Below are 23,104 nucleotides of genomic sequence, written 5' to 3' on the forward strand. Positions count from 1 at the left end.
GCAAGTCGACGGGAGTGACCCGGTTCGGCGACCTACCGCCCCCCGGCCGCCGCGACCGCGTCGACCGTCCGCCGCGCGTTCTCGGCGATCGCCGCGTACTCCCCGTTCGCGACCGCGTCGCCGTCGACGATCGCGCTGCCGACGCCGACGGCGACGGCGCCCGCCTCGACGTAGTCGCCGGCGTTCTCCGGGCCGACGCCGCCGGTCGGCACCAGCGGGACCTGCGGGAGCGGCCCGCCGAGGGCCGCGACGTGCGCCGGGCCGCCCGTCGCGGCGGGGAACACCTTCACGAAGTCGGCGCCGGCCTCGTAGGCGCGGAGGGCCTCCGTCGGCGTGAACGCGCCGGTCGCGACCGGCGTCCCGTAGCGGTTCGCGGTCTCGATCACGCCCTCGTCGACGGTCGGCGTGACGAGGAACTCGGCGCCCGCGAGCTGTACGGCCCGGGCCGTCTCCGCGTCGAGCACCGTCCCGGCGCCGACGAGGACGTCGTCGAACCGGTCCGCGAGCCGTCCGATCGTCTCCGCGACGCGCGGCGTGTCCGCGGTCACCTCCAGCGCCGTGACGCCGCCGTCGACGACCGCGTCCGCGACGTCGACCGCCGCGTCCGGCGCCACGCCGCGGAGGATCGCGATCACGCCGCCCTCGCGGATCCGCTCGACTCGTCGTGCGTGCATGCGACTACCCGGGAGGGCGGTCCTCATAAAGCGGCCGGCTCGCCGCGAGGGGCCGCGTCGCCGCGGCCGACGGCCTCGCCGCCGACCGAGGCGCGGTCGCATCGTCGCCCGAACTGTATCCCCCCGCGTCGCCCGAAGACCCACTGCCGCCCGAAACGACTAACGGCGCCCGCGGGGTAGCGCCACGGGATCAGAATGAGCGAGATCGTCGACTACGAGCTGTTCGAGGTGCCGCCGCGGTGGCTCTTCTTACGCGTGGAAACGGACGAGGGGACGGTCGGGTGGGGCGAGCCGGTCGTCGAGGGGCGGTCGAAGACGGTGAAGACCGCGGTCGAGGAGCTCTTCGAGAGCTACCTGCTCGGGAAGGCGGCCGGGCGGATCGAGGACCACTGGCAGGCGATGTACCGCGGCGGCTTCTACCGCGGCGGCCCGGTCCTGATGAGCGCCATCGCCGGCGTCGATCAGGCGCTGTGGGACATCAAGGGGAAGGAGCTCGGCGTCCCCGTCCACGACCTGCTCGGCGGCGCGGCGCGCGACCGGATCCGGGTGTACCAGTGGATCGGCGGCGACCGCCCCACCGACGTGGCCGAACAGGCCCGCGAGCGGGTCGAGGCGGGGTTCACGGCGCTGAAGATGAACGCCACCGAGGAGATCGAGCGGGTCGACGACCCCGCCACGGTCGATGCCGCCGCGACGCGCCTGCGGGAGGTCCGGGAGGCGGTCGGCGACGAGGTGGGGATCGGCGTCGACTTCCACGGCCGCGTCTCGAAGCCGATGGCGAAGCGGCTCGTCGCGGCGCTGGATCCGCACGACCCGATGTTCGTGGAAGAGCCCGTCCTGTCGGGTCACAACGACGCGCTCCCGGACATCGCCGCGCACACGACGGCGCCCATCGCGACGGGCGAGCGGATGTACTCGCGGTGGGAGTTCAAGGAGGTCTTCGAGGACGGCGCCGTCGACGTGATCCAGCCGGACCTCTCGCACGCGGGCGGGATCACCGAGGTGCGGAAGATCGCCGCGATGGCCGAGGCGTACGACGTGGCGTTGGCGCCCCACTGCCCGCTCGGCCCGATCGCGCTCGCCGCCTGCCTGCAGGTCGACGCCTGCGCGCCGAACGCCTTCATCCAGGAGCAGAGCCTCGACATCCACTACAACGAGACGAGCGACGTGCTCGACTACCTCGCCGACCCGTCCGTCTTCGACTACGAGGACGGGTACGCGGCGATCCCCGACGCGCCCGGCCTCGGGATCGAGGTCGACGAGGCGCACGTCCGCGAGCAGGCGGAGCGGGACGTGGACTGGCACAACCCGGTCTGGCGCCACGCCGACGGGAGCGTCGCGGAGTGGTAGGCGGTCGGGCGGCCCCGCCGACGGACGGTGACTATTTGACGGGCGGCGACGCCATTCCCGGTATGCCACCGACCGATCCGACCGAGAACGCGGTCGAGGGGAGACACGCCGACAGGGTCGCCGTCGTCACCGGCTCCACCCGGGGGATCGGCGCGGGCGTCGCCCGTCGCTTCGCGGCCGAGGGCGCCGCGGTCGTCGTGACCGGTCGCTCCGCCGGGGACGGCAACGCCGTCGCGGACGAGATCGAGGCGGCCGGCGGCGAGGCGACGTTCGTCCGCGCGGACATGCGCGACCCGGCCGAGATCGAGGCGCTCGTCGACCACGCCGTCGCCGAGTACGGCGAGATCGACGTGCTGGTGAACAACGCGGGCGTCCAGACCGAGACCACCGCGAGCGAGGCGACGACCGACGACTGGGCGTTCGTCGTCGAGACCGACTTCCGGGCGTACTGGCTGTGCGCGAAGCACGCCGCCGCGGAGATGCCCCCGGGCGGGACGATACTCAACACCTCCTCGAACCACGCCTTCCTCACGATGCCGGGGCTGTTCCCGTACAACGCGGTGAAGGCCGGGATCAACGGGATGACCCGCGCGCTCGCGCTGGAGCTCGGGCCGGACGGGATCACGGTGAACACGATCAACCCGGGCTGGATCGAGATCGACCGCACCCGCGAGGAGCTCGGCGACGACTACGGGTACACGGAGGCGATCCACCCGGCCGGTCGCCTCGGCACCCCCGCCGACGTGGCCGGCCTCGCGGCGTTCCTCGCGAGCGACGACGCGACGTTCATCACTGGCGAGAGCGTCCTCGTCGACGGCGGCCGGTCGCAGGTGATGGAAGACGAGCGCTACCTCGCCTACCGCCGGGACGGGTGAGTCGGCGGCGGGCTGGGGATGCTCGCCGGGTCGTGGACGGGCGCGCCGCGGATGATCAAGTCGCTCGCCCAAGACTACTCGTCGCTCGGCCCGCGGCGCTCCATCTCCGCGCTCGTCCCGTCGTTCCTGATCGCCCAGCTGGCGGTGCTGCTCGGCGTGCCGGTCTCGTTCAACGAGATCGTCGTCAGCGCGATCATCGGGAGCGGCGCCGCGGTGGGCGGGCGGGACGCGGTGGACGCGCGGAAGATCCTCGTGACGATCGGGGCGTGGGCCGGGTCGTTCGGCCTGTCGTTCGCGCTCGCGTACGCCGTCGCGGTCGGGCTCCTGTGACCGCCCGGGGGCGACCGCGCGGCGCTCGCCTCGGACAACCGTCGGCGAAGCGACCGCGGACCGCGGGCGTCCCCCTCTGCGATCCCGGCCCGTTGGCGCGAAATTGTGCGTTCTATACACAAACATTTTAACGGCGCGTCGCGTACGGACTCGACAGTAAAATGCCAGACTCGATGTCCGAACAGCTCCAGCGGGACATGGCGTGTGAGGGGTTACTGGAGTGTTTCCACGGGCTCACACAGCTCGACAGGCGGGTCTTTCAGGAGCTCGTCCGGGCCGAGGCGCCGCTGACGATCGACGAGATCGGCGACGCGGTCGACCGCGAGCGGTCGACCGCCTACCGCGCCGTGCAGCGGCTCCTCCAGGCCGGCTTCATCCAGAAGGAGCAGGTGAACTACGACCAGGGAGGGTACTACCACGTCTACCGCCCGACCGACCCGGAGCAGGTCGCCGACGACATGCAGCGCATGCTCAACGACTGGTACGCGAAGATGGGCCAGCTCATTCAGGAGTTCGAGGAGAAGTACGACCGGACCGAGGGATCGGCGTCGGCCGCGGAGAGCTGACGGCGGCGGTCGGGTCGCGTTCGGCGGTCACCGACCGCGTCGCGGGCGGGAGTCGAGTCACCGAGAGGCGACGCCCGACGGGAGAACCGCTTATTGCCCGCGGCGCACACGGCCCCCCATGGACGAGCCGGCGGTGTTCGACCGCGTGGTGACCGCGCTCGACGAGCGGAACTACGAGCCGCTGGTGCACGTGCCGGAGGCCCACAGCGGGACGTACGCGGACGTGCTCGACCGGTGCCGCCGCCACGAGATCGCGATCCGTGGGCGGTACCCTGACGTGCTCGGCTTCACCGACGCGGACCGGGTGTTCGCGATCGAGGTGAAGGGGGAGCGGAACCTCCTCCGCGGCATCGGACAGGCGATGACCTACCAGCAGGGCGCGCACGTCTCCTATCTCGCGGGCGACGGCGAAGCCGTGGCGACCCACGCGAACCTGCTCCGGTCGAAGGGGGTCGGCGTCATCGGCGTCGACGCCGACGGAGAGACATCGTGGAGCGATCCGCCGAGCGCGGAGTCGACCGAGGAAGTCGCCGACATCGAGGGACAGCTGTCGGTCCGGCTCCGCGGGAACGCGTTCGGCGGCGATATCACGACGCTGAGCCTCGCGCAGCCGCTGAACTACCTCGCACCGGTCGTCGCCCTCGACCGGTACGGGCCGCTCGCGCGCGACGAGCTCGTCGACGTCATTGCCGACGAGTACGGGTTCGGCGCCAGTGACGAGACCGTCGCGAGCGCGCGGACGCTCGGTCTCCTCGCGCTCGGCTCGCCCCGCGACCTGACCTCGCAGGGGGAGTTGGCCGCGACGGTGCTCCGGGGCTACGGGGTCGAGGAACTCGACGACCTCCGGCTGGCGAAGGCGGACGTCGGCCGGAGCACGGTCGCCGAGGTCCACCCGCCGCTCGCGGTGCTCCTCCGGAACTCGTTTTCCAGGCACCCGGAATTCGGCCTGCTGCTCGACGCGCTCCGCAAGGAGGGCCCTCGGATCCACTTCCTCGACCTCGTCGAGCGGCTGGTCCGCGAGTATCCGAACGTCTTCCTGAGCGCGTTCTGCACGACGCGGGGCGCGACTCGCGCTCGAGAGCTGATCGAGCGGGGGAAGACCGCCCGCCTCTATCGGGACCCGTCGGTCTGGAGGGACGCGGTCCGTAACAACGTCCTCTTCAACTTCGTTCAGCAGCTGAAACACGTCGGCGTCCTCGCCCCCGAGACGCGCAGCCACAGCGGGGCGATGAGCGAGTACGACCCCGACGAGAAGCCGTGGATCGTCGCCGATCTGGAATAGACGACCCTCCGAGATACCCTGAATCGCCGACCGCGAGAACGGCGCGGCGGCTCACCGGTCGGGTCGTCACAGAAGTGCTCCGGCTGGGATTCGAACCCAGGTCATCACCGTGAGAGGGTGATATGATTGGCCGGACTACACCACCAGAGCGCACGTCCGTTCGACGCGTCATCAGATACGGCAGGAGATTGTAAAACAGTTCCGCTTCGACGGCGCCGTGCCCCGGTTTACCGTGGCTCAGCTCCCGGTCGCGGCGGTGCCAGGCGGCGCTCAGACGTCGACCGCGAACGGGGCCGCGTCGGCCGCGCCGTCGGCGACGCCGGCGAGCAGCTCGGCGACCGCGTCGAGGTCGCCGAGGTCGACGACCTCGACGGGCGTGTGCATGTACCGGTTCGGGATCGAGACGTTGAGCGACGGGACGCCGCCCCGCGCCGTGTAGAACGCGTCCGCGTCGGTGCCGGTCCGCGTGCCGGCCGCCTGAAGTTGGACGTCGACGCCCGCGTCGGCCGCGGCGTCGCGCGCGAGCGCGACGAGCGACGGGTGGTTGGCGCTCCCGCGGGCGACCACCGGGCCCGCGCCGAGCTCGACCGGACCGCGGCGTTCGGTCTCCACGTCGGGGTTGTCGGTGGCGTGCGTGACGTCGACGGCGACGAACGCGTCCACGTCGTCGAGGTCGACGCCGACCATCCGAGCGCCCTGGAGCCCGACCTCCTCCTGGACCGTGGAGACGGCGTAGACGGTCGCGTCGACGCCGCGCTCGGCCGCGCGGCGGAGCCCCTCGGCGGCCGCCCACGTCCCCGTGCGGTTGTCGATCCCGCGGGCGGCGATCCGGTCGCCGACCAGCTCCCTCGGCTCCGTCGAGACGGTGACCGGGTCGCCGACCTCGACGTGCTCGCGGGCCTCCTCGGCATCGGTCGCGCCGACGTCGACGAACTGCCCGGCGATCTCTTGGTACTCGTCGTCCGACTGATCCCGCAGGTGGATCGCGGTCTGGCCGATCACGCCCTGCACGGGCTCGTCGGCGTGGACCGTGACGTGCTGGCCCTTCGAGACGGTGCGGTCGGAGCCCCCGATCCGGGCGATCCGAAGGAACCCGTCGTCGAGCACGTCGCGGACGATGAATCCGATCTCGTCGGCGTGGCCCGTCAGGGCGATCGCCGGCGCGTCGGGGGCGCCCTCGCTGACCGCGACGGCGTTGCCGTAGGCGTCGACGGAGATGTCGTCCGCGAACTCGCCGACGTAGTCGGTCCACACCCGCTGGCTCGCCGCCTCGAACCCGGAGGGGCTGGCGGTCGCGAGCAGGTCGTCGAGGAACGTCCGGCCGCTCTCGTGCATGGTCGGGAGTGACGGGGCGGCCGGCAAGAAACCGCCGATCTGAGCCCTGCGAACGCTCCCCCGAGCCGCGAGCGCCCGCCGACCCGCGCCGCCGCCACGCCTAAACCGTCGCCGCGCGAACGACGGGATATGAGCGACTCATCGTTCACGCTGTTGGAGGTACACCTCGGCGACGGGGACGTCGACGTCGGGCCGTTCGAACTCTTCGGCGCGGCCGAGGAGCCGGCGGCGGGCACCGAGTCGGCGTCGGACGCGAACGGCGACCGCGCGAGCGACGACGCGGGCGACGCCGGCTCCGGCGGCGGCTGCCGAGGGAAGTCGATCGCGGGCCTCCTGCTCGCGCTCGCCGCGCTCGCCGCGGTCGCGGTCGGCGTCGCGAGACTCCGCGGCGACGACGAGGTCCCGTCGGGGATCGCCGGCGACGACTGACGGGCGGACGCGAGCGATCGGCGGCGACGCCGACCCGACGCAAGCGATTTCAGGCGCGCAGCCCTGCCGTTCGTATGGACATTCTCCGAAGCCTGCGCGCGGTCTCCGAGGCGTCCGGCGACGGCGTCGTCGACTGGGACCGGGCCGCGGCGGCCGCGAAGGCGAGCACGGACCCCGGCTCGCTCGCGCTCACGGCCGGCGAGCGCGAGGGGTACGCCGCCGACGTCCGCGACGCCCGGGCGCGGCTGAGCGAGGTCGCTGGGATCGCGTTCGACGTCCCCGACGCGATCGAGGTGCAGAACCGCCACCACTGGATCGACGCGAGCGTCGACACGTTCCGGAACGTGATGGCGCCGATCGAGGCGGCGGCGACCGGGCAGTCGGGGACGGGGGCGGGCGGCGCTCTCGACGGCCTCGGCGGCCCCGGCGGCGCCGACGGCTTCGACGACCCGGCCGCGGCGCTCACGCGGGACGCCTCGCGGATCGCCAACACCGGGACGATGGCGTTCGCGCTCGGCTTCCTCGCGCGGAACGTCCTCGGCCAGTACGACCCGCTGCTGCTCGCCGACGAGCCCGACGCCGACCACGGGCTCTACTTCGTCCACCCGAACATCGTCGCCGTCGCGGCGTCGCTCGACGTCGACTACCCGCGGTTCCGGCGGTGGATCGCGTTCCACGAGGTGACGCACGCGGCCGAGTTCGGCGCGGCGCCGTGGCTCCCGGAGTACCTCGAATCGCGCGTCGAGCGCGGCGTGGAGGGACTGACGGCGGGCGAGATGACGCTCGGCGGGCTCGACTCGGCGGCGTTCGGCGAGCTGCAGGCCGCCATGACCGCGGTCGAGGGGTACGCGGAGGTGCTGATGGACCGCGCGTTCGACGGCGAGTACGCCGACCTGCGGCGCAAGCTCGACGAGCGCCGCGGGGGCGGCGGCCCGGTCCGGCGGCTCGCGCAGCGCCTCCTCGGGCTGGGGATGAAGCGCCGCCAGTACGAGCGGGGCGCCGCCTTCTTCCGCCGCGTCGCCGACGCCCGTGGGATCGAGGCCGCCGGCGCGGTCTGGGAGCGCTCCGAGAACCTCCCGACCGGGGCCGAGCTCGACGACCCCGAGGCGTGGCTGACGCGGGTCGACCCCTGAACCCGGATCGACTCCGAAACGCGGCCGACGCCCTTCGAGCCGGGGCGATTCAGCCGGACGAGCCCGCTCCGGTCCCCTCCATCGGTTCGACGGAGGCGTCGTGCTCCGGGTCGACGCGGTGGCAGGCCGCCCACCTGTCGTCGCCCGTGTCCACCCGCGCGGGCTCGTCGTCGGCGCACGGCGACAAGCACAGCTCCCCGAGCGTCCGGTCGGCGGCGTCCGCGTCGCCGTCCACGAGCAGGCGCGCGGCCTCCCGTATCCGCTCGGCGGCGTCGTCGGGCAGCGAGCGCGGCTCCCCCGGCAGCGTCGTCTCCACGATCCGCTCGGCGACCGCCTCGTCGCTCGCGGACCCCCCCTCGGCGCCCTCCATCTGTCGACGGACGGCGTCCACGTCGACGTCGCCGCCCTCAACGCGGGTCTGGAAGGTGAAGGCGCGCCGGAACGCCGCCTGGCTCCCGCTCCAGTCGTCGCCCGGGATCACGGCCGGACACCGGGTGTGGAACCGGCAGCCCGACGGCGGGTCGATCGGCGAGGGGACCGTCCCGCGGAGCACCACGCGGTCGGTCCGCGCCGACGGGTCGATCCGCGGGACCGCGGAGAGGAGGCTCTTCGTGTACGGGTGTTTCGGCTCCTCGAACAGCTCCCGGACCGGCGCGGTCTCCACGATCTTCCCCAAGTACATCACCGCGACCCGGCTCGCGACCTGCCGGATCACGGAGAGGTCGTGCGCGATCAGGACGAGCGACAGCCCCAGCTCGGACTGGAGGTTTTTCAGGAGGTTGAGTATCTGCGCCTGCACGGAGACGTCGAGCGCGCTCACGGGCTCGTCGGCGACGATGACGTCCGGCTCGACGGCCAGCGCCCGGGCGATGCCGACCCGCTGCTGTTGCCCCCCGGAGAACTGGCCCGGGTAGCGGTCGATGTACGACGGCTTGAGCCCGACCCGTTCGAGGAGCTCCTTCGCCCGCTCCGTCCGGTCCGCGTCGGAGTCGCCGATCCCGTGGACCTCCATCGGGGCGGTCACGATGTCCCCGACGGTCTGTCGGGGGTTGAGCGACGCCAGCGGGTCCTGGAACACCATCTGGATCTCCGACCGGTACGGCCGCATCTCGCGGTCGGAGAGGCCGCCGATCTCCTCGCCCCGGAACCGCACCGTCCCCTCGGTCGGCTCGTGGAGGTTCAACAGCGTCCGGCCGAGCGTCGACTTCCCGCACCCCGACTCGCCGACGACGGCCAGCGTCTCCCCCGCCCGGAGCTCCAGGTCGACCCCGTCGACGGCCTTCACCGACTGCCCGGCGTTCAACAGCCGATCGAGGAACCCGTCGCTCTGGTCGAAGTGCTTCTTCAGCCCCTCCGTCTCCAAGACCACGTCGGTCGCGACCCCCGCCTTCTCCGACGCGTCGGCCGGGGCGTCGGTCATCGTCTCGCGGCTCATAACCGATCACCCGCCGGACCGCGACGGAGGCAGGCGGCCTCGTGGTCGTCGCCGACCGACCGGAACTCCGGGGCGCGCTCGAAGCACTCCCGCTCCGCCTCGGGACAGCGGGGCGCGAAGTGGCACGCGTACTCGATGTCTATCAGGTCCGGGACGTTCCCCTCGATCGGCTCCAGCGTGGCGTCCGGGTTCTCCAGCTGCGGCGTGCTCGCGATGAGCCCCTGCGTGTACGGGTGCTCCGGGCTGGAGAACAGCTCCCGCGTCTCCGCCCGCTCGACGATCTCCCCGGCGTACATGACGTTGACCCGGTCGCAGGTCTCGGCGACGACGGCGAGATCGTGCGTGATCAGAAGGATCGCGGTGTCGAACTCGTCTTTCAGGTCTTCGAGCTCTTCGAGGATCTGCGCCTGGATCGTGACGTCCAGCGCCGTCGTCGGCTCGTCCGCGATGACGAGGTCGGGCTCGCAGGCGAGCGCCATGGCGATCATCGCGCGCTGCCGCATCCCGCCGGAGAACTGGTGCGGGAAGTCGTCGGCCCGGGCCTCCGGTTCGGGGATCTGCACGGACTCGAGCATCTCGATCGCGCGCCGCCACGCCTCCCCGTTCTTCGCGGCCCCGACGATCTTGCGTTTCAGCTCGGCCGACAGCGTGACGGACTCGCCGGTGTCCTGGTGGAGCCGCACCGTCTCGGCGATCTGCTCGCCGACCGTCAGCGTCGGGTTGAGGCTGTTCATCGGGTCCTGGAAGATCATCGACATCCGCCCGCCCCGGATCGACTGCCGCTGTTCGTCGGTCATCTCCAGCAGCGACTCCCCGTCGAAGCGGATGTCGCCGCCCGCGATCTCGCCCGGCTCCTCGACGATGCCGAGCACGCTCTCCGCGAGGACGCTCTTCCCCGACCCGGACTCCCCGACGAGCCCGACGATCTCGCCGGGTTCGATGGACAGGCTGACCCCGTCCACGGCGCGGACGACGCCGCGGTCCGTCGGGAACTGCGTCCGGAGGTCGTCGACCGAGAGGACCGGCGTCGACATCTCAGCTCACCTCGCTCTCGGAGATGTCGAACGCGTCCCTGAGCCCGTCTCCGAGCGTGTTGAACGCCAGCACGACGGTCATGATCGCCAGCCCCGGCATCACCGAGATCCACCACGCCTGCGAGATGAACTGCCGGCCGTCCGAGATCAGGAGCCCCCACGTCGGGGTCGTCGGCTTCACCCCCAGCCCGAGGAACGACAGGGCGGCCTCGCCGAGGATGGCCAGCGGGATCATGAGCGTCGCCTGGACGATGATCGGCGACACCGCGTTCGGCAGTATCTCCTTGAACATCACCCGGACGTCGCTCATCCCGACCGCCTGCGCGGCCGTGATGTACTCCTCCTGCCGGATGGAGAGCACCTCACCGCGCACAATGCGGGCGAAGTCGTCGATGAACGCGATCCCGATGGCGATCACGACGTTGAGCCAGCCCAACCCCCCCATCACGGCGATGATCCCGACGCCGAGAATGATCGTCGGGAACGCCCAGATGAAGTCGATCCCGCGCATGATCACCGAGTCGATCTTCCCGCCGTAGAAGCCGGCGAGCGTCCCGAGCGCCGTCCCGACGGTGAACGCGAACGCGACGGTCGCGAACGCCACCAAGAGGGATATCTGCGCCCCGTACATGATCCGCGTCAGGATGTCGTAGCCGAACGAGTCGGTCCCGAGGTAATGCGTCACGGTCTCCCGCTGTCCGTCGCCGTCGAAGTCGCCGGTCGACTCGCTCATCGGCTCCTGCATGAAGCCGAACTGCTCCTCCGGGCCGTGCGGGGCGACGTACGGCGCGAACGCCGCCGTCAGCACGAACCCGACGACGACCAGCGCGCCCAGGAGCGCGAGCTTGTCCCGCTTCAGGACGCGGACGATCCGCTCGCGCGTCGTCGTGTACTCTTCGACCGCCTCTTCGGTGTGGTACTCGTCGGGGACCTCGCCCGGACCGAACTCGCCGGCGTGCCGCGCGAACTCCGGAGTACCCGCGTTCTTATCACTCATGACTGCTCTCCTCCGTATCGGATCCGCGGATCGATCGCCGTGTACGCGATGTCGACGAGTAGGTTCATGAAGACGAAGATGCCCGCGATGAGCAGGATCGTCATCTGCGTCACGGGGTAGTTGCGTTCGAGGATCGAGTTCACGAGGAGCCGACCCAGCCCCTGGATGCCGAAGACGATCTCCACGGTGACGCTCCCGCCGAGGATGAGCGCCAGCTGGATCCCCGCGATCGTGACGACCGGGATCAGCGCGTTCTGGAGCGCGTGCTTGTACAGTCGGATCCGCGAGCTAACCCCCTTCGCGACCGCCGTCCGCATGTACTGCTCGTCGAGCGTCTCGATGAGCGAGGACCGCATCATCCGCGTGACGCCCGCCGCGTACGGCAGCCCGACCGCGACGCCCGGGAGGAAGATGCTGCGCAGCCACGGGACGACCCCCTCCGAGATCGGGGTGTAGCCGACCACGGGGAACCACCCGAGCTGCACGCCGAAGACGATGGCCAGCAGGATGCCGACGAAGAACGCCGGCATCGAGATCCCGATGAACGCGCCGATCGTCGCGACGTAGTCCTGCAGCTGGTTCCGCTTCGTCGCCCCGATGATCCCGGCGGGGATCGCGACGGCGAGCCCGAGCACCACGCCGAAGGCGGCGATCGAGAGCGTCCGCGGGGCCGCCGCCGCGATGAGCCCCGCCACGGACTCGCTCGACGTGATGCTCTGTCCGAAGTCGCCGACCAGCATCTCCGAGAACCACTCGACGTACTGGACGTACAGCGGCTGGTCGAGGCCGAGTTCGGCGCGGAGGCTCGCGACCGCCTCCGGCGTCGCCTCCTGGCCGAGCATCGCCCGGACCGGCCCGCCCGGCACCGACCGCAGGCCGACGAACACCGTCGTCGCCACGAGCCACATCACGAAGAACGCGTGGCCGGTGCGCTTCGCTATGTACCGCCACATCACTCGTTCAGGTACACGGTGTGGAAGTTCCGGAGTCCGGAGAGGTGGTTGAACCCGCCCACCTCCTCGCGGACCCCGGCGATGTCGTCCTGGTGCACCAGGAAGGCGTGCGGGACGTCCGCGATGAGCGTGTCCTCGATCTCCCACAGCAGGTCACGACGCGCCTCGCGGTCGGTCTCGGCCCGCTGTTGGGCGAGCAGGTTGTGGACCTCCTCGTTCTCGTACCGGACCCAGTTCCAGACGCCCCCCTCGTCGGGCAGCCGGTAGAAGTTCCACAGCGACTGCTCCGGGTCAGGGTCGATGATGCTGCCGGCGATCGTGGTGTCGTAGTCGCCCTCCTCGTAGCGCGTCCAGTACGTCGAGCTGGTGACCTGCTCGATGTCGACGTCGAACCCGGCCTCGTTGAGCTGCTGGCGCATCGCCTCCGCCTCCCGGGTGCCGCCCTCGTTGGCCAGGATCGAGAAGCTGGCGCCGGCGGCCCCGGACTCTTCGAGCAGCTGCTGTCCCTCCTCGGGCGCGTAGTCCTGGTCGCCCGGCTTGTCCTCGCGCCAGACCCATCCGGTCCCCCTGTTCAGCACGCCCGTGTCGGGCAGCGCGTTGCCGAAGTACGCGGTCTCGACGAAGCGCTCGTTGTCGATGACCTTCGCGATACCGCGTCGCGCCTGGCGGTCGCCGAACGGCTCCCGCTCCTCGTTCATCGCGAGGCCGTACCAGTTGATGCCCGGCGCCACGTCGGTGTTGGCCTCGGCGTCGTTCCCGAGCTGGTCGAGGTTCTGTAAGGGGAGCAGGTTCGCGAACTGGATGTCCCCGCTCCGGAGGGCGTTCACGATGGAGGACGGCTCCGGGATCGGCTGGACATCGATACCGTCGAGGTAGGGGAGCTGATTGCCGTTCTCGTCGGTCTCGAAGTAGTCGTCGTAGGCGTCGAGCGTGACGCTGTTACCGACCTCGTGGCCCGTTACCTCGAACGGCCCGGTCCCGACCGGGGTGACGTTGTACTGGTCCGCGCCCATCTCCTCGATGGCCTCCTGACTGACGATGGTCGCCGCGCGGCCCGGGCCGCGGGTGAGGTACACCAGCGAGGTCACGTTGGGCTGCTCCCAGCGGATCGTCACCTCGTAGTCGCCGCCGACCTCGACGCCGCCCTCGTCGATCGGCTGGAGGCTCGACAGCTTCGACGCCGCCGGGGCCTCCTCCTCGATGGTCCGCCGGATCGTGTACTCCACGTCGTCCGCGCTGAACTCGGTCCCGTTGTGGAACGTGACGTCGTCCCGGAGGGTGAAGGTGAACGTCGCACCGCCGTCGGCGACCGACCAGTCCTCCGCGAGGTCGCCCTCGATCTGGAGGTCCGGCCCGAGCTTGGTCAGGCCGCTGAACACGTTCGCGGCCAGCTGGAAGTACTGGCCGACGCTGATGTACGGCGGGTCGAGCGTGTCGATGCTCCCGGTGAACCAGCCGGCCTGCAGCCGGCCGCCCGTGGAGATCTCCTGGCTCCCCGAGGAGCCGTCCGAGCCGTCCTCTCCGCCTCCGCCGTCGCCGCCGTCGCCCCCGTCTCCGCCGTCGCCGCCGCCGCCGGCGCAGCCCGCGAGGCCGCCCAGCCCCGCGGCGCTGAGCAGCGACAGCGTGGTTCGCCGGTCGACCACCGGGCCCTCGACGGCGTTCTCGAATTCGTTGTCATCGGGTGACATGGGAAACGGTACCGAGCGGATCCTGTTAATCCTGACGCCGGATATATCCGTATCTCACGGTCGTTAGCGCGCGTCGGCGGCCCGCGTGCGGTCGCGGCGTCACGGTCGCGTCGCTCCGCGTTCGCGACCCCGGGCGGTACCGGATCGGCGATCGGCTCGCGACCCCGCCGGTCGCTACGCCAGTCGCTCGTCGCGGAACGCCCGGATGACGTCCTGCCGGGCGATGATCCCGACGATCCGCCCGTCCCCGTCCACGACCGGAACCCGGTTGATGTCGGGGTCGTCGCCGGCGAGCAGGTCGAGCACGTCGTCGACCGCGGCGTCGGGGGTCACCGTCGCCACGCCGGTGCTCATCACGTCCGAGACCGGGCGGTCGGCGTTCCGGACCATGTCGACGCCCAGGTCGAGGTCGGCCCACGGCGGCTTCACCTGATAGGTGAGCGTGTCGACGAACGGCGGGAGCCCCACCGGGATCCACAGCGTCTCGTCGTCGGGCTCGAAGAGGTCGACGAGGTCCGACTCGGTGACGACGCCGACCACGCGGTCGTCCGCGTCGACGACGGGGAACCCGCTGAACTCGTACCGGGCGAACTTCCTGAACACGTCGGCGACGTCGTCGTCGGCGGCGACCGTCTTCACGTCGGTCTCCATCAGGTCACGGGCTTGCATACGGTCGCCGTCGCGGCCGGGGCCCCTAGGCGTTTCGACCGCGGCGTTCGGGGCGCGTAGCGACGGGGCGCGCGGCGACGCGGTGCACGGCGACGCGGTGCGCGGCGACGACCGCCGGGAAAGATACACCCCCGAGCCGCCCCGTGACCCGGGTATGACCCACGAGCTTCGGCCCCTCGAACGCGTGCGGCAGGCCGTGGCGAGCCTGCTCCACCTCCCGCTGTCCGCGGTCGGGCTGTACGCCGAGCGGGAGACGCCCCGCGACCAGTACGCGCTCACGCTCCGCGAGCCGTACCCGGCCGTCGAGGCGCGGCTCCACCGGCTCGGGTTCGTCCGCAACCTCGTCTCCTCGCTGAAGTTCCGCGACTACGCGACGCCCCCCGAGACGTCGGTCGCCAGCTGGGCGCGGTACCCGGAGGGGGCGCTCGGCAGCGACTCCCAGCTCCACCTCGCGCTGTTCGTCGGCCCGGACCGCTCGACGACCGACGTGTACGCCCACTGGGAGCCCTCGTGGATCCGCCACCCGATCCGCCACTACCGGGCGACCGACGTCGACGCCGAGGAGGGCGTCGAGCGCACCCGCGCGCTGTTCGAGCGGGAGGGGATCGGGTACGCCGTGGTGCCGGCCGACGAGCGCGTCGCTCCCGAGGCGGCGACGGAAGGAAGCCGAGGGGACTGAGCCTACTCCTCGGCGGCGTCGTGGCCGCGGTACTCCTTCAGGCGCGCTCGGGCGGAGGCGACCGCCTCGCGGGCCTCGCCCTCCGCGCGCTCCTCTAACCCCTTCAGGTCGGCCTGGATCCGGTCCAGCCGCGACGGCTCCGGCTCCTCCTCCTCGGCGCCCACGAGCTCCTTCACGCGGGCCTCGACGGGCTCCAGCTCCTCTTTCACGCCCGCCTTCGCGTGCTCCGCCGCGCGACCGAGGTAGTACCGTGCGTCTTCGAAGTGCTTGCTCATATCTGTCCTTTGGGTAGCGACGGATATATCCTTTGTGGCCGCGCAGAGGCGACAGGATTCTCGGACGGGGCTCGGGACGCGACGCGGCCGCTCGCCGCTCGACGGACCGGCGATACGCGTAACGCGGGGGCTACAAGAGCGTCAGTACGTGGGCGACTCCTCGGGCTCGCCGTCGCGCGCGTTCGCGACGCGACCGAGCGTGAACAGCAGGTCGGAGAGGCGGTTGAGGTAGGAGACGACCGTCTCGTTGATCGGCTCGGAGCGCGCGAGCTCGACGACCCGGCGCTCGGCGCGGCGGGTCACGGTCCGGGCGTGGTGGAGGCGCGCCCCCGACTCGCCCCCGCCGGGGAGGACGAACGAGGTCAGCGGCTCCAGCTCCTCGTCGAAGGCGTCGATCCGGTCTTCGAGGGCCTCGACGAGCTCGGGCTCGACCCGCGGGTCGTCGGGGTCCGGGTCCGGGTTCGCGAGGTCGGCCTGCACCACGTGGAGGTGGTTCTGCACCGTCGCCAACAGCTCGTCGAGGTCGTCGTGACCCGTCGGGCGCACGGTGCCGATCAGCGCGTTCGCCTCGTCGACGGTCCCGTACGCCTCGATCCGCGGGCTGGACTTCGACACCCGGCTCATGTCCCGGAGGTCGGTGTCGCCCTCGTCGCCGCGGCCGGTGTAGATCGTCATGCGAGCGTCCGGTCGACGTACTCCAGGATGTTCGCGCTCTCGGCCATCGTCACGCCGCGCTCCTCGTCGATCAGGACGGGGACGCCGCGCTGGCCGCTGACCCGCTTCACCGCGTCGCGGTCGGAGTGGAGGGCGTCCACCCACTCGGTCTCGTACTCGATCCCGGCCTCGTCGAGCGCGTCGGACACCTTCTCGCACCACGGACAGCCGTCGAGGGCGTAGAGTCGGATCGCCATACCGACCGATCGGCGCGCGGCGGCAAGAAGGTACGGCCTCGGCGACGGTCGGACGCGGACCCCGGGTGTGCGGTCGGACGCGGACCCCGGGTGTGCGGTCGGACGCGGACCCCGATGTGCGGTCGGACGCGAACCCCGGCCCGCGCGGTCGCTCGCGGCCCGAGACCTACAGCCCGTGGTACGACGCCATCCGCTCGCGGAACGCGGGCGGGATCGGCGCCGGTTCGCCAGTGTCGGGGTCGAGGCTGACGAGCGTCGCCTCGGCCTCGGTCACCACCGCGTCGCCGGCCCGCAGCTCGTGGGTCATCGCGACGCTGGAACGGCCGAGCTCGGCGACGTCGACGTCGACCGCGACGGTCCCGTCCGTCAGCTCGACCGGCCGGCGGAAGTCGAGCGAGAGCGACGCCAGCACCGTCGACACCCGCGAGAGGTCGGCGTCGAGGACGTCGCGGAAGTACTCGGTCCGGGCCTGTTCGAGGTACGTCGCGTAGACCGCGTTGTTGACGTGGCCCATCGCGTCGATGTCGCGGAACCGGACGTCGATCTCGGCCGTGTACGTGCTCATGACAGGTCGTCCGCGGGGAGGGGTTTGTAGGCGTCGGGATCGGTCGGCGGCGCGCGCGGGACGACCGACCGAGGCGGGGAAGGCGCCGTCAGTACAGGAGCTCGTCGTCGTTCTCGATCATGTACAGCGACCGGGCGGCGATGTTGACGGCGTGGTCGCCGACGCGTTCGAGGTCCCGGATCGTGAGGAGGAGCCGCGAGACGTTCCGCATCGTCGCTTCCACGTCCGCCTCCTCGCGGAGCTCGTCGCGCTCGATGAGGTCGCGGACGACCAGGTCGCTCGCGGCCTCGCAGGCGGCGTCCACCTCGTCGTCGGCCTCGGCGACGGCGTAACACAGCTCTGGGTCCGACTCTGCGTACGCCGCCATCGCCTCGTCGAGCATCGCCAGCGTGTCGTCGCCGATGCGCTGGACGTCGACGTCGGGGAACGCCTCGCGGTCGGCCCGCTTCGCGTACTCGCCGAGGTTCGTCGCCAGGTCCGCGATCCGTTCGAGGTCGGTGATGATCTTGAACGAGGCGGCGATGAACCGGAGGTCGCCCGCCACCGGCTGCTGGAGCGCGATGAGGTCGGTGCACTGCCCCTCCAGTTCGAGGTAGAGGTCGTTGATCTCGGCGTCGCCGGCGATGACCTCCTCGCCCAGCTCGCCGTCCTGCGTCTCCAGGGCGTCGAGGCCCATCCGGAGCCGCTCCGCGACGACCTCGCTCATGTAGAGCACGTCGTCGCGGATCGACTCCAGCTTCGACTGGTACTGTTCGCGTGGCATCGTGTTAGCGTATCCGCCTCACCGAACGTACAAAAACACGTCGGCGACCGACCGATCGGTTTTCCGCCCCTTCGACGCCGAAAAGAACCGGAACGGGCGGGGGACGCGACGAGGGCGAGAGGTGGGTGGCGCCGCTCAACGGCGCGTCCGCCGCGCAGCGGCACGTCCGGCGGCCGAGTGCCCGGCCCGCCGGTCGGGGCGTTCAGAACGATGTCTCGTCCGCTTCGGTGGCGGCGCTCCCGCGGTCGTCGTACCCCTTCCGCCCGACCGCGTCCTCCGGGAGCAGCGACGTGACGAACTCCTCCAGCTCGGCCTCGGACCGGAACGCCTCGGGCTCGTCGTCGACCACGCCGAGTATCTCCGAGAGCGGCATCGCCTCCCCGTTCGCGAACTCGACGGTTGCCTCGTCGCACTCCTCGACGACGGTGTCGAAGGCGACGGGGTACTGACGGTCACAGACGTCGTTCAACGCCGTTTCGACATCCATACCTAACGTTCGTGAGGAACTCCAAAAAGGCTGATGCCAAACGGGCTCGCCGGCGGTCCGACCGCCGCGACGCGGCCGTCGGCTTCGGGCGCCGGTCGGTTCCCGGGCCGCTCCCGCTCACCCGTCGCCGAGCAGCGTCGCCATCGCCTCCACCGCCTCGGGCTCGAACGACCCGACGGTCGTCGCCGCGGCGGCGCCCGCCGCGTTCCCGATCGCCGCCAGCTCGCGCAGGTCCGTGACGCCGTCGCCGCGCGCGGCGAGGACGGCGGCGGCGAAGGCGTCGCCGGCGCCGGCGGTCGTCGCGACCGCGACGCTCGGGGGGGTCACCGCGACCCGCTCCGTGATCGCCCCGTCGCCGACGCGGAACCCGACCGTCGCCGACGCGCCGTCCGTGAGGAACGCGACCACCGAGCCGCCCGCCGGGAGACACGCCGCGAGGCCCTCGGGGGTCTCCTCGACGCCCGCGACGGCGAGGTCGTCTGTCCCCGCGAACAGCAGGTCACAGTGCGGGAGGACCTCGCGCAGCGCCGCCCGGTACGCCGCCGGCCCGCGCCACTGGTTCTCGCGTCCGTTCAGGTCGAACGAGACGAGCGCGTCGCCCTCGGCGGCCGCCCGCGCGAGCCGCAGCACGTCGGCCCGGTTGACCGCGGTCGGCAGCGTGACGCCCTCCAGGTGGACCCGCTCGTGGCCGCCGACGAGCGACGCCGGGTCGTCGGGCGGGGTGAACCCGTAACAGCTCCCCTCGACCCAGGCGTCCCACCGGTCGCCGTCGGCCGTCGGCACGTACAGCGTCAGGGGCGACGCCGCGTCGACGGCCGCGACGCGATCCGTCCGCACCGGCCCCGCGTCGAGCCGCCGCGCGGCCAGCTCCCCGACGCGGTCGGTCCCCACGTTCGTCACCAGCGTGGCGCGCTCGTCGAGCGCGGCGAGCCACCGCGCGACGTTCGTCGCGGTCCCGCCCACGTGCCACTCGAAGCGACCCCCCGGCTCGGTCGGACCCCCGCCGACCGGGTACAGGTCGATCGTCGCGTCGCCGACGACGAGCGTCCCGTCCGAGCGGTCGCTCATCGGCTCACCGCCGGGACCCCGACCGCCGCGCGTTCGTTCGACGACATCGGCGGGGCTTCGTCCGCCAGAGGAATTAATTGAGGCGGTCCCGAGGTGAACACGTGACCGATCAGCAACCCTCTCGGTTCATCCTGGCGTCGGCCGCCGTCTGCGTCGTCACGTGCGCCGCGGTCGCGGTCCTCCCGCCCCTGCTCGGCTCGTCCAGCGCGTTCACCGGCAGCGTCAGTTCGAGCGCGGTCCTCGGGCTGGTGTTCGCGGCGCGGAACCTCCAGCTGCTGCGGGCCGCGGGGACGCCGAGCCTCCCGCCGGCCGTCCTGACGACGATCTTCGGCGGCTGGTTCATGTTCGCGCCCCTCCTGTACCCCGACGTCGGGTTCCTCCCGACCGCCGGCACCCAGCTCGGCGGGACGGTGATCGCGACGTTCGGCCTCTACGTGACGGTCGCGGGGATCACCGAGGAGTGAGCCTCGCGGGGTCGGCGTCGCCGTCGGACCGTGGGTCTATTGCGAACGCGGCCCAACTCCCGGTATGGCGGACGGACCCTCGGACGTCGACCTCAAGCACGACCTGACGGACGACGTCGCGCTGGTCACGGGCGCGACCCGCGGCATCGGCGCGGAGATCGCCGCGGAGCTCGTCGACCTCGGCGCGACCGTGTACGCCGGCGCGCGGGACCCGGACGACGTCACCGCGGCCGACCAGCGCGCGGTCCGCCTGGACGTGACCGACGACGACGAGATCGGGGCGGCGATCGACCGGATCCGCCGGGAGACGGGCTCGCTCGACGTCCTCGTGAACAACGCCGGCGTCTTCCCTCGGTCGGGACCGCTCCACGAGATGGACCCCGCCGACTTCGACCGGACGATGGCCGTCAACCTCCGCGGCCCGGTGATGGTGACCAGGCGCGCTCTGCCGCTGCTGTTGGAACGGTCCGGGAGCCGCGTCGTGACCCTCTCGTCCGGGCTCGGGCAGTTCACCGAGGGGCGGATGGGCGGCGACTACCCCGCCTACCGGCTCTCGAAGGTCGGCGTCGGGGGGTTGACCGCGTACCTCGACGGCGAGTACGGCGACCGGGGGCTCGTCGCGAACGCGGTCTCGCCCGGGTGGGTCCGCACGGACATGGGCGGCGAGGGCGCGCCGCGGTCGCCGTCGACGGGCGCCGAGACGCCCGTCTGGCTCTCGCGGTTCGCCCCGGGGAGCCCGGCGGGCCACCTCTGGAAAGACAGGGAACGGATCCCGTGGTAGCCGGGGCGCGGGAGTTGGCCCTAGAGGCAGCCGAGGGTTGGCCCTGAAGATTGTCGAGAGTCGGTCCCGAAGGGAGCCGGGCGCCGGTCCCGAATTATTCACCCGCAACGGCCGGTTGTGAGAACCGTTGCCTATTCACGTCCCGGACGCCGGCAGTGGCGTATGGCGATCGACCGCGTGACGGTCTCACTCGACGAGGACGCGAAGGGGGCGCTCGACGATCTCACGGAACGGACGGGACACGGACAGAGCGAGCTGTTCCGACGCGCGCTGACGTTCTACGCGGCGAACTACCAGGCGGCGACCACCGACGCGGGGACGAAGCTCGGCGACTACCACAAGATGCTCTCCGGCGGCGAGCACGTGCTGCTCGACGTGGACTTCCTCCACTGCTTCCTCGACTACGTCTCCGACAGCGACGACGAGCCGGACCCCGAGTTCCTGGCGAAGGCGGACCGGGTCTCGGAGTACCACGCCCACGAGTACGACGGCGAGTTCGAGTCGCTCGACGAGCTGCTCGAATGGCTCTCGCTGTGCGGGTTCCTGAGCGTGCGCCGGAGCGACGACGACCGGTATCACGTCGTGTTCCCCTCCGACCAGATCCGGTGGTTCATGACCCGGTTCATCGAGCGGAGCGCGGCGAACCTCCCCTTCGACCTCGCCATCGAGGAGGGGGTGACGAAGGTCCTCATCACGGAGACGAGGCCGGACGACTGAGCGCTCGCCGGGAGTCGGCGCGACGATGTTCGATCGTATGCGGCGTTCACACCGGTTCACACGAGGGCATCGGAACGGGCATCGCGTGTGAACTCCTCACAACCACATATTTATGCCGAGATACATATGCCACCCGTAACCATGCCGAATGATACCACGTTCGCGGACCGGATCGAGCGGCGTCGGTTCCTCCGCCTGAGCGGCGCGGCGGGCGCGGCCGCCCTGGCGGGGTGTAGCAGTCAGGAGGAGCTCCAGGGCGACGGCGGCGACGGCGGGTCGTCCGACGGCTCCGACGGCTCCGACTCGGGCGACGGTTCCGACTCCGAGGACGGCGACGACGGCGGATCGTCCGGCGGCGAGCCGATCGGCGTCGGCGTCGTGATCCCGTTCAGCGGCGACCTCAGCGACTTCGGCCAGCCGATGCTGAACGGCCTGCGGATGGCGCAGGAGGACATCAACGCGGCCGGCGGACCGCTCGGACGGGAGATCGAGCTGTTCGACGAGGACTCCGAGACGAGCTCGACCGCGGGCGTCAACGCGGCGAACTCCCTCGTGAACACGCAGGGCGTGCCGGCGCTGATCGGGGCGGTGTCGAGCGGCGTGACGATCAGCATCGCGCAGTCGGTGACGATCCCGAACGACGTCCTGCACATCACGTCCGCGTCGTCGTCGCCGACGATCAGCACGCTGGAGGACGACGACCTCGTGTTCCGGACGCGGACGAACGACCGGTTCATCGCGCAGGTCATGGCGCAGATCATCGAGGACGACGGCGCGGACTCCGCGGCCGTCCTCTACATTAACAACGACTTCGGGGCGGCGCTCGCGGACACGTTCGAGGAGACGTTCGGCGGGACGACGACGGCCACGGTCGGCTACGAGTCCGGGCAGTCGTCGTACCAGCAGGCGCTGTCCGAGCTGTACGCCGACGACCCGGAGTTCATCGCGTACGCCGGCTACCCGGAGAGCGGCACCACGATCCTGAACCAGTGGAACGAGGAGGGGTACGGCGGCAACTGGGTGCTCCACACCAGCCTCCTCTCGCAGGACTTCCTCAACAACGTCGGCGCGGAGATCCTCGACGGGATGTACGGCGTGCGGACGCTCCCGCCGACCGGCGACGCGACGAGCAGCTTCGAGTCGGACTACGCCGACGCGTACCCGGACGCCGACCTGTTCTCGCCGTACTCGTGGAACTCGTACGACGCGCTCGTCTCGTACGCCCTCGCGGTCCACCACGCCGGCACGACCGATCCGAACGCGGTCAAGGAGAGCATGCGGCCGGTCTCGAACCCCGACGGCGAAACCGTGAGCTACGCCGAGGTCGGCGACGGGTTCGACCTGATCGACGACGGCACGGCGATCGACTACTCGGGGCCGAGCGGCCAGGTGAACTACGACGAGAACGGCGACGTCGCCAGCGACATGGTCATCGTCCGGGTCGAGGACGGCGAGTTCGTCGACCAGGAGACGGTCCCGGCCGGCGAGCTGATCTGACGGTTTCGGGCCCCGTAGCCGCGTTACGGGACGCCCGAGCGCTCTCACACTCACACATGATTCGCAGCCACACTCCCACACTCACACATGATTCGCAGCCACACCGGAACGACCCGCGGCCACAGGCGACGCGCGCATCGACTCTCC

At 71.2% G+C, this 23,104-nt stretch carries 26 protein-coding genes, 1 tRNA gene and 1 pseudogene; 12 read left to right on the plus strand and 16 right to left on the minus strand.

The window, feature by feature from the left end; all coding sequences use genetic code 11:
- Nucleotides 1-32 precede the first annotated feature (32 nt).
- On the minus strand, nucleotides 33-674 hold the full coding sequence (locus tag ACFQMF_RS00120; protein ID WP_256407894.1) for a bifunctional 4-hydroxy-2-oxoglutarate aldolase/2-dehydro-3-deoxy-phosphogluconate aldolase: 642 nt from the start codon (nucleotides 672-674) through the stop codon (nucleotides 33-35).
- A 195-nt stretch (nucleotides 675-869) separates the two neighbouring features.
- Here ACFQMF_RS00120 and dgoD point away from each other — a divergent pair, with 195 nt between their 5' ends.
- The 5 genes and pseudogenes from dgoD (at nucleotide 870) to ACFQMF_RS00145 (ending at nucleotide 5,077) form a co-directional block, all read left to right on the plus strand.
- Entirely contained in the window at nucleotides 870-2,024 is a 1,155-nt protein-coding gene (gene dgoD / locus ACFQMF_RS00125) for a galactonate dehydratase (RefSeq protein WP_256407893.1), read from the plus strand.
- A gap of 62 nt (nucleotides 2,025-2,086) precedes the next feature.
- Nucleotides 2,087-2,899: an SDR family NAD(P)-dependent oxidoreductase gene (locus tag ACFQMF_RS00130; protein WP_256407892.1), complete on the plus strand. Its 813-nt coding sequence runs from the start codon at nucleotides 2,087-2,089 to the stop codon at nucleotides 2,897-2,899.
- A pseudogene (locus ACFQMF_RS00135) lies at nucleotides 2,900-3,229 on the plus strand (inorganic phosphate transporter); the annotation flags it as partial.
- A 161-nt stretch (nucleotides 3,230-3,390) separates the two neighbouring features.
- The gene (locus ACFQMF_RS00140) at nucleotides 3,391-3,795 is read left to right on the plus strand and encodes a helix-turn-helix domain-containing protein (RefSeq protein WP_256407891.1); all 405 of its coding nucleotides are present in this window, start codon (nucleotides 3,391-3,393) and stop codon (nucleotides 3,793-3,795) included.
- Between the two features lie 118 nt (nucleotides 3,796-3,913).
- Entirely contained in the window at nucleotides 3,914-5,077 is a 1,164-nt protein-coding gene (locus ACFQMF_RS00145; protein ID WP_256407890.1) for a hypothetical protein, read from the plus strand.
- Nucleotides 5,078-5,152: 75 nt separating this feature from the next.
- Here ACFQMF_RS00145 and ACFQMF_RS00150 read toward each other — a convergent pair.
- Nucleotides 5,153-5,227 (minus strand) — tRNA-Glu (locus tag ACFQMF_RS00150).
- 120 nt (nucleotides 5,228-5,347) lie between these two features.
- A complete protein-coding gene (locus ACFQMF_RS00155; RefSeq protein WP_256407889.1) occupies nucleotides 5,348-6,412 on the minus strand; it encodes a M20/M25/M40 family metallo-hydrolase in 1,065 nt (354 codons plus the stop codon).
- A gap of 129 nt (nucleotides 6,413-6,541) precedes the next feature.
- Here ACFQMF_RS00155 and ACFQMF_RS00160 point away from each other — a divergent pair, with 129 nt between their 5' ends.
- Both ACFQMF_RS00160 and ACFQMF_RS00165 read left to right on the plus strand, forming a co-directional pair.
- On the plus strand, nucleotides 6,542-6,841 hold the full coding sequence (locus ACFQMF_RS00160; protein ID WP_256407888.1) for a hypothetical protein: 300 nt from the start codon (nucleotides 6,542-6,544) through the stop codon (nucleotides 6,839-6,841).
- Nucleotides 6,842-6,915: 74 nt separating this feature from the next.
- Complete coding sequence (locus tag ACFQMF_RS00165; RefSeq protein ID WP_256407887.1) at nucleotides 6,916-7,974, plus strand: zinc-dependent metalloprotease; 1,059 nt, start codon at nucleotides 6,916-6,918, stop codon at nucleotides 7,972-7,974.
- A 49-nt stretch (nucleotides 7,975-8,023) separates the two neighbouring features.
- On the opposite strand, the gene ACFQMF_RS00170 is transcribed toward ACFQMF_RS00165, so the two are convergent.
- From ACFQMF_RS00170 to ACFQMF_RS00195, 6 genes are all read right to left on the minus strand, one after another.
- Nucleotides 8,024-9,409, minus strand: coding sequence for an ABC transporter ATP-binding protein (locus ACFQMF_RS00170; protein ID WP_379791364.1), 1,386 nt, complete (start codon nucleotides 9,407-9,409; stop codon nucleotides 8,024-8,026).
- Complete coding sequence (locus tag ACFQMF_RS00175) at nucleotides 9,406-10,443, minus strand: ABC transporter ATP-binding protein (protein WP_256407885.1); 1,038 nt, start codon at nucleotides 10,441-10,443, stop codon at nucleotides 9,406-9,408. The genes ACFQMF_RS00170 and ACFQMF_RS00175 overlap by 4 nt, the downstream gene beginning before the upstream one ends.
- Before the next feature lies 1 nt (nucleotide 10,444).
- Nucleotides 10,445-11,440 (minus strand): ABC transporter permease, encoded by a 996-nt coding sequence (locus ACFQMF_RS00180; RefSeq protein ID WP_256407884.1) that lies wholly within the window; start codon nucleotides 11,438-11,440, stop codon nucleotides 10,445-10,447.
- A complete protein-coding gene (locus ACFQMF_RS00185) occupies nucleotides 11,437-12,393 on the minus strand; it encodes an ABC transporter permease (RefSeq protein WP_256407883.1) in 957 nt (318 codons plus the stop codon). Before ACFQMF_RS00185 ends, ACFQMF_RS00180 begins: the two co-directional genes overlap by 4 nt.
- Complete coding sequence (locus tag ACFQMF_RS00190) at nucleotides 12,393-14,081, minus strand: ABC transporter substrate-binding protein (protein WP_256407882.1); 1,689 nt, start codon at nucleotides 14,079-14,081, stop codon at nucleotides 12,393-12,395. Before ACFQMF_RS00190 ends, ACFQMF_RS00185 begins: the two co-directional genes overlap by 1 nt.
- 174 nt (nucleotides 14,082-14,255) lie before the next feature.
- Nucleotides 14,256-14,750: a CBS domain-containing protein gene (locus tag ACFQMF_RS00195; RefSeq protein ID WP_256407881.1), complete on the minus strand. Its 495-nt coding sequence runs from the start codon at nucleotides 14,748-14,750 to the stop codon at nucleotides 14,256-14,258.
- Nucleotides 14,751-14,904: 154 nt separating this feature from the next.
- Here ACFQMF_RS00195 and ACFQMF_RS00200 point away from each other — a divergent pair, with 154 nt between their 5' ends.
- Entirely contained in the window at nucleotides 14,905-15,429 is a 525-nt protein-coding gene (locus tag ACFQMF_RS00200) for a hypothetical protein (RefSeq protein WP_256407880.1), read from the plus strand.
- Nucleotides 15,430-15,431: 2 nt separating this feature from the next.
- Here ACFQMF_RS00200 and ACFQMF_RS00205 read toward each other — a convergent pair whose 3' ends face one another.
- The 7 genes from ACFQMF_RS00205 to ACFQMF_RS00235 all read right to left on the minus strand — a co-directional run bounded on the left by ACFQMF_RS00205 (nucleotide 15,432) and on the right by ACFQMF_RS00235 (nucleotide 19,498).
- The gene (locus tag ACFQMF_RS00205; protein WP_256407879.1) at nucleotides 15,432-15,704 is read right to left on the minus strand and encodes a DUF7553 family protein; all 273 of its coding nucleotides are present in this window, start codon (nucleotides 15,702-15,704) and stop codon (nucleotides 15,432-15,434) included.
- 141 nt (nucleotides 15,705-15,845) lie between these two features.
- The gene (locus ACFQMF_RS00210; protein ID WP_256407878.1) at nucleotides 15,846-16,379 is read right to left on the minus strand and encodes a cob(I)yrinic acid a,c-diamide adenosyltransferase; all 534 of its coding nucleotides are present in this window, start codon (nucleotides 16,377-16,379) and stop codon (nucleotides 15,846-15,848) included.
- Nucleotides 16,376-16,615, minus strand: coding sequence for a glutaredoxin family protein (locus tag ACFQMF_RS00215; RefSeq protein WP_256407877.1), 240 nt, complete (start codon nucleotides 16,613-16,615; stop codon nucleotides 16,376-16,378). Before ACFQMF_RS00215 ends, ACFQMF_RS00210 begins: the two co-directional genes overlap by 4 nt.
- Before the next feature lie 166 nt (nucleotides 16,616-16,781).
- Nucleotides 16,782-17,180 carry an acyl-CoA thioesterase gene (locus tag ACFQMF_RS00220; RefSeq protein WP_256407876.1) on the minus strand — a complete coding sequence of 133 codons (399 nt, stop codon included), beginning with the start codon at nucleotides 17,178-17,180 and terminating at the stop codon, nucleotides 16,782-16,784.
- An 88-nt stretch (nucleotides 17,181-17,268) separates the two neighbouring features.
- Nucleotides 17,269-17,943 carry a phosphate signaling complex protein PhoU gene (phoU, locus tag ACFQMF_RS00225; RefSeq protein ID WP_256407875.1) on the minus strand — a complete coding sequence of 225 codons (675 nt, stop codon included), beginning with the start codon at nucleotides 17,941-17,943 and terminating at the stop codon, nucleotides 17,269-17,271.
- Nucleotides 17,944-18,145: 202 nt separating this feature from the next.
- Nucleotides 18,146-18,430 (minus strand): DUF5789 family protein, encoded by a 285-nt coding sequence (locus ACFQMF_RS00230; RefSeq protein ID WP_256407874.1) that lies wholly within the window; start codon nucleotides 18,428-18,430, stop codon nucleotides 18,146-18,148.
- A gap of 117 nt (nucleotides 18,431-18,547) precedes the next feature.
- Nucleotides 18,548-19,498, minus strand: a complete 951-nt coding sequence (locus ACFQMF_RS00235) for a carbohydrate kinase family protein (protein ID WP_256407873.1) — start codon at nucleotides 19,496-19,498, stop codon at nucleotides 18,548-18,550.
- 101 nt (nucleotides 19,499-19,599) lie between these two features.
- On the opposite strand from ACFQMF_RS00235, the gene ACFQMF_RS00240 reads away from it, so the two are divergent.
- The 4 genes from ACFQMF_RS00240 to ACFQMF_RS00255 all read left to right on the plus strand — a co-directional run bounded on the left by ACFQMF_RS00240 (nucleotide 19,600) and on the right by ACFQMF_RS00255 (nucleotide 22,957).
- Nucleotides 19,600-19,962, plus strand: coding sequence for a hypothetical protein (locus ACFQMF_RS00240; protein ID WP_256407872.1), 363 nt, complete (start codon nucleotides 19,600-19,602; stop codon nucleotides 19,960-19,962).
- A gap of 64 nt (nucleotides 19,963-20,026) precedes the next feature.
- A complete protein-coding gene (locus ACFQMF_RS00245) occupies nucleotides 20,027-20,743 on the plus strand; it encodes an SDR family NAD(P)-dependent oxidoreductase (protein WP_256407871.1) in 717 nt (238 codons plus the stop codon).
- A 162-nt stretch (nucleotides 20,744-20,905) separates the two neighbouring features.
- On the plus strand, nucleotides 20,906-21,460 hold the full coding sequence (locus tag ACFQMF_RS00250) for a ribbon-helix-helix protein, CopG family (RefSeq protein ID WP_256407870.1): 555 nt from the start codon (nucleotides 20,906-20,908) through the stop codon (nucleotides 21,458-21,460).
- A 141-nt stretch (nucleotides 21,461-21,601) separates the two neighbouring features.
- Complete coding sequence (locus ACFQMF_RS00255; RefSeq protein ID WP_256407869.1) at nucleotides 21,602-22,957, plus strand: ABC transporter substrate-binding protein; 1,356 nt, start codon at nucleotides 21,602-21,604, stop codon at nucleotides 22,955-22,957.
- Nucleotides 22,958-23,104: the final 147 nt, after the last annotated feature.

This window comes from Halorubrum rutilum (assembly GCF_042665015.1).
Classification (GTDB): Archaea; Halobacteriota; Halobacteria; order Halobacteriales; family Haloferacaceae; genus Halorubrum; species Halorubrum rutilum.

Excerpts from the sequence above, each read along its gene's own strand:
- ACFQMF_RS00200 (WP_256407880.1), top strand. The coding sequence starts at position 14,905 with ATGACCCACGAGCTTCGGCCCCTCGAACGCGTGCGGCAGGCCGTGGCG.
- ACFQMF_RS00145 (WP_256407890.1), top strand. The coding sequence starts at position 3,914 with ATGGACGAGCCGGCGGTGTTCGACCGCGTGGTGACCGCGCTCGACGAG.
- phoU (WP_256407875.1), bottom strand. The coding sequence starts at position 17,943 with ATGCCACGCGAACAGTACCAGTCGAAGCTGGAGTCGATCCGCGACGAC.
- ACFQMF_RS00185 (WP_256407883.1), bottom strand. The coding sequence starts at position 12,393 with ATGTGGCGGTACATAGCGAAGCGCACCGGCCACGCGTTCTTCGTGATG.
- ACFQMF_RS00160 (WP_256407888.1), top strand. The coding sequence starts at position 6,542 with ATGAGCGACTCATCGTTCACGCTGTTGGAGGTACACCTCGGCGACGGG.
- ACFQMF_RS00205 (WP_256407879.1), bottom strand. The coding sequence starts at position 15,704 with ATGAGCAAGCACTTCGAAGACGCACGGTACTACCTCGGTCGCGCGGCG.
- ACFQMF_RS00220 (WP_256407876.1), bottom strand. The coding sequence starts at position 17,180 with ATGAGCACGTACACGGCCGAGATCGACGTCCGGTTCCGCGACATCGAC.
- ACFQMF_RS00195 (WP_256407881.1), bottom strand. The coding sequence starts at position 14,750 with ATGCAAGCCCGTGACCTGATGGAGACCGACGTGAAGACGGTCGCCGCC.
- ACFQMF_RS00210 (WP_256407878.1), bottom strand. The coding sequence starts at position 16,379 with ATGACGATCTACACCGGCCGCGGCGACGAGGGCGACACCGACCTCCGG.
- ACFQMF_RS00235 (WP_256407873.1), bottom strand. The coding sequence starts at position 19,498 with ATGAGCGACCGCTCGGACGGGACGCTCGTCGTCGGCGACGCGACGATC.
- ACFQMF_RS00165 (WP_256407887.1), top strand. The coding sequence starts at position 6,916 with ATGGACATTCTCCGAAGCCTGCGCGCGGTCTCCGAGGCGTCCGGCGAC.
- ACFQMF_RS00255 (WP_256407869.1), top strand. The coding sequence starts at position 21,602 with ATGCCGAATGATACCACGTTCGCGGACCGGATCGAGCGGCGTCGGTTC.
- ACFQMF_RS00245 (WP_256407871.1), top strand. The coding sequence starts at position 20,027 with ATGGCGGACGGACCCTCGGACGTCGACCTCAAGCACGACCTGACGGAC.
- ACFQMF_RS00230 (WP_256407874.1), bottom strand. The coding sequence starts at position 18,430 with ATGGATGTCGAAACGGCGTTGAACGACGTCTGTGACCGTCAGTACCCC.
- dgoD (WP_256407893.1), top strand. The coding sequence starts at position 870 with ATGAGCGAGATCGTCGACTACGAGCTGTTCGAGGTGCCGCCGCGGTGG.
- ACFQMF_RS00120 (WP_256407894.1), bottom strand. The coding sequence starts at position 674 with ATGCACGCACGACGAGTCGAGCGGATCCGCGAGGGCGGCGTGATCGCG.
- ACFQMF_RS00180 (WP_256407884.1), bottom strand. The coding sequence starts at position 11,440 with ATGAGTGATAAGAACGCGGGTACTCCGGAGTTCGCGCGGCACGCCGGC.
- ACFQMF_RS00190 (WP_256407882.1), bottom strand. The coding sequence starts at position 14,081 with ATGTCACCCGATGACAACGAATTCGAGAACGCCGTCGAGGGCCCGGTG.
- ACFQMF_RS00215 (WP_256407877.1), bottom strand. The coding sequence starts at position 16,615 with ATGGCGATCCGACTCTACGCCCTCGACGGCTGTCCGTGGTGCGAGAAG.
- ACFQMF_RS00140 (WP_256407891.1), top strand. The coding sequence starts at position 3,391 with ATGCCAGACTCGATGTCCGAACAGCTCCAGCGGGACATGGCGTGTGAG.
- ACFQMF_RS00175 (WP_256407885.1), bottom strand. The coding sequence starts at position 10,443 with ATGTCGACGCCGGTCCTCTCGGTCGACGACCTCCGGACGCAGTTCCCG.
- ACFQMF_RS00130 (WP_256407892.1), top strand. The coding sequence starts at position 2,087 with ATGCCACCGACCGATCCGACCGAGAACGCGGTCGAGGGGAGACACGCC.
- ACFQMF_RS00250 (WP_256407870.1), top strand. The coding sequence starts at position 20,906 with ATGGCGATCGACCGCGTGACGGTCTCACTCGACGAGGACGCGAAGGGG.
- ACFQMF_RS00170 (WP_379791364.1), bottom strand. The coding sequence starts at position 9,409 with ATGAGCCGCGAGACGATGACCGACGCCCCGGCCGACGCGTCGGAGAAG.
- ACFQMF_RS00155 (WP_256407889.1), bottom strand. The coding sequence starts at position 6,412 with ATGCACGAGAGCGGCCGGACGTTCCTCGACGACCTGCTCGCGACCGCC.